The following is a 2865-nucleotide window of genomic DNA, read 5'->3' on the forward strand; positions in this document are numbered from 1 at the left end:
GCGTTCCAGGCGGCGCGCGCGTCGACCTCCGTCGCGACCTCGCGCGGCGGTCCTTCGAGGAAGGCGAGGCCGGCCTGGGTGCCGCTGCGCCAGACGATCTCGGCGCGGCGGGTCTGATCGCGGCAGGCCACCGTGAGGTCGATGACGCGCGGCAGAACCACGTCCTCCGCGATCACGATGCGGACGCCGGTGAGCGAATGATCCCGCAGGCGGCATTCGACTTCGGGGAGGAAGGCCGCGATGCGCAGGGTGCCGCCGTAGCAGGCGCGACGGCGATCACTTTGGCGGCGCTCGATCGGGGGCGTCGTCAAGGTCACAGGCGTGTTTCCCATCTCAGGTTGCTACTTTGATAATGCAGCCAAGCATGAAAGGCTTCCTAGAGTCAGGCGTAACCATTCGTTAAGCTTAACGCCTGGCCGCAGCCGGCGCGTCACTCGGGCGGGGGCGGGTCGGGGGCCTCGACGCCGCCGCTGCGCTGAAGCTGGAGCGCCACGAACCAGCAGAGAGCCGCCCAGGCGGCGCCGATGCACCAGCCGGCCAGCACGTCGCTCGGCCAGTGGACGCCGAGATAGATCCGGCTGATCCCGACCAGCAGGGTCATGGCGACGCCCAGCGCCAGCACCAGCGCCTTGACCCGGCGGTGGCGGTCGATCCGCGCGATCAGCGTCGCCAGGGTCAGGTAGGCGATCGCCGACATCATGGCGTGCCCGCTTGGGAAACTCGCGGTGAACACGTCCATGCCGTGCGGCACCAGGTCCGGCCGCGGGCGGTGATAGAACAGCTTCAGCACCGTCGAGACCAATTCGCCGCCGCCGACCGCGCCGACCACGAACAGGCCGACCCGGCGCTTGCCCGACAGGGCGAGGTAGGCCGCCACCGCCACGGTGAGGAGGACGATGGTGAAGACGCTGCCGAGCCCGGTGATGTCGCGCATCGTCTCTTCGAGCCAGGGCGGCCCGATCGGATCGGAGAGGTCGGCGGGGTTGCGCAGGGCCAGCAGGATCCGGCGGTCGAGCGCCTCGGTGGAGCCCTCGCCGACCTCGTGGGCGAGCGCGAAGAACGCGTAGCCGAGCCCGCTGACGCAGATCAGCGCCAGCAGCGGCCCGACCTCGTTGAGGCGCAGCCGGAGCCAGACGGAGGTGGCGTGGGAGAGGAAGGGGATGCGGCGGACGAAGGTGGGCGCACGCATCGGCGACATCCCGCTCACGCGTTCTCACCGAACGCGAACTGCGCCCGCTCGGCCCACGGGCCGCCGAGATAGCGCCAGAGCCGCGTCGCCGGCGCGGTGAAGTGGAACGGCGCGAAGTCGTCGGCGAGGGCGGCGTGGAGCGCGCGGGCGGTCTCGGGATCGACCTTGTTCTGCACGGTGACGTGCGGGCGCCAGCCCTGCTTGTCCTGCGCCGTGAGGTGCGCCTCGAAGGTCTTGGCCAGGCGTGCGCGAAACGCCGACAGCGCCTCGGATTCGAGCACGTAGGCGACCCCGCGGCCTGTGAAGCGCAGGCCCGTCACCGCGACCACCGGCGGCGGCACGGTGCGGGCGAGCATCGCGATCGTCTCGCGCACCCCGGGCTCGGCCGCGCCCGGCAGGTTGTGGAACAGCGTGGCATGGGCCGGAATGTGGTTCAGCGCCTTCGGGAAGTGGCGCCGGCGCAGGCCGTCGAACCGCGCGAACGTCCCCGCATCGAAGGCGAGCGTCAGGATCAGCGGCGCCGCGTCGGCGCCCGGCTCCCCGGTGTTTCGTGTCGGCGTATCGGGCATGCGGGCTCTCGGTCGCGGCCGAACGAAGATGGCGCGGGGCGCGGTCAGGTCCAGTAGAGGATTCGCGCGGCGGGCAGGTCGCGGGCGAGCGCAGCGAACAGGGTGGCGCGCATCGCGCCCATCACGTCTTTGGGGAAGACGTACTTCACAGAGCCGAACTTGGTGAGCTTCTTCGTGCGCCCGGCCTCGTCGAGCGGCAGGTCGGAGCCCGGATACCAGCCCTGCAGCACCTGCTTCGAGCCCGGCGTGAAGCGGTGGGTGATCAGCTCGGCGGTCAGGTCGAGGTCGGGCACGTCCGCCAAAGCCTCGGCCGCCTCGCGGATCAGCGCGGCGTAGCCCGCCTCCCAGTCCGGCACCGGCAGGATCGGCGCGATGGTGAGGCCGACGGGATAGCCCGCCAGCGCCACCGCCCGCATCGCCCCGAGCCGGGCGTCGAGGCTCGCGGTGCCGCCCTCGTAGCGCGTGGCGGCGCGGGCGTTGACCGAGAACCGGATGCGGGTGCGGCGGCGGTGCGGAAGGTCGAGCAGCGGCTCGACGGCGGCGAACTTGGTGGTGAAGCGCAATTGCACCGGCGCCTCCCAGGCGCCGAAATGCCGGATCGCCGCCGAGAGCGACCCGGTGAGGTGCTCAATGCCCAGCGGATCGGTGTAGCACGAGGCCTCGAAGGTGGTGCCCTCCTGCGCCCGCTCGGCCTGGGCGGAGGTGACCGCGCCCTGGCCGAGGTAAGCTTCGAGATTCCGGAGGATCGCGTCGAGGTTGGCGTAGGCGCGCGTCACCGGCGGCCCGGAGAGCGAGCCGGCGAGGTAGCAGTACTGGCAATGGGCCGGGCAGCCCTCGGCCAGGTCGAAGCGCCAGTCGGCCGAGGGCGGGATCGGCTGCAGCCGGAGCTTGGTCGGCGGCGCCACGACGAGGGCGAGCGTCGCCTTCGCCTCGACGTAGGCCCGGCGCGGGTCGGCGTGGCGCAGGCCGGTGAGGCGGTTGGCGGCCAGGCGTTCGACTGGGATGCCCTGCGCCTCCGCGCGGGCGAGCATCGCCCGTCCGTGCGTGTGCTCCAGGGCAGCCGGCGTCACCAGCACGCGCCGCGGTCGCCACAGGCGCGCCGGCCGG

At 72.1% G+C, this 2865-nt stretch carries 4 protein-coding genes; all 4 read right to left on the reverse strand.

All coding sequences use genetic code 11. The features are described 5' to 3' along the window. The coding region (locus FV222_RS22020; protein ID WP_187277419.1) for a PilZ domain-containing protein at nt 1-311 on the reverse strand (311 nt) is incomplete at its 3' end. Between the two features lie 119 nt (nt 312-430). Further along, nucleotides 431-1189 carry a phosphatase PAP2 family protein gene (locus FV222_RS22025; RefSeq protein ID WP_147762726.1) on the reverse strand — a complete coding sequence of 253 codons (759 nt, stop codon included), beginning with the start codon at nt 1187-1189 and terminating at the stop codon, nt 431-433. A 14-nt stretch (nt 1190-1203) separates the two neighbouring features. Then, entirely contained in the window at nt 1204-1758 is a 555-nt protein-coding gene (locus FV222_RS22030; RefSeq protein ID WP_147762727.1) for a 2'-5' RNA ligase family protein, read from the reverse strand. A 44-nt stretch (nt 1759-1802) separates the two neighbouring features. After that, a partial coding sequence (locus tag FV222_RS22035) for a spore photoproduct lyase family protein (protein WP_147815643.1) occupies nt 1803-2865 on the reverse strand: 1063 nt, incomplete at its 5' end.

Source organism: Methylobacterium sp. WL103 (assembly GCF_008039885.1).
Lineage (GTDB): Bacteria > Pseudomonadota > Alphaproteobacteria > Rhizobiales > Beijerinckiaceae > Methylobacterium > Methylobacterium cerastii.

Bases quoted from the DNA above. Each gene is read 5' to 3' on its own strand.
- FV222_RS22025 (WP_147762726.1), bottom strand. From the start codon at position 1,189: ATGCGTGCGCCCACCTTCGTCCGCCGCATCCCCTTCCTCTCCCACGCC.
- FV222_RS22030 (WP_147762727.1), bottom strand. From the start codon at position 1,758: ATGCCCGATACGCCGACACGAAACACCGGGGAGCCGGGCGCCGACGCG.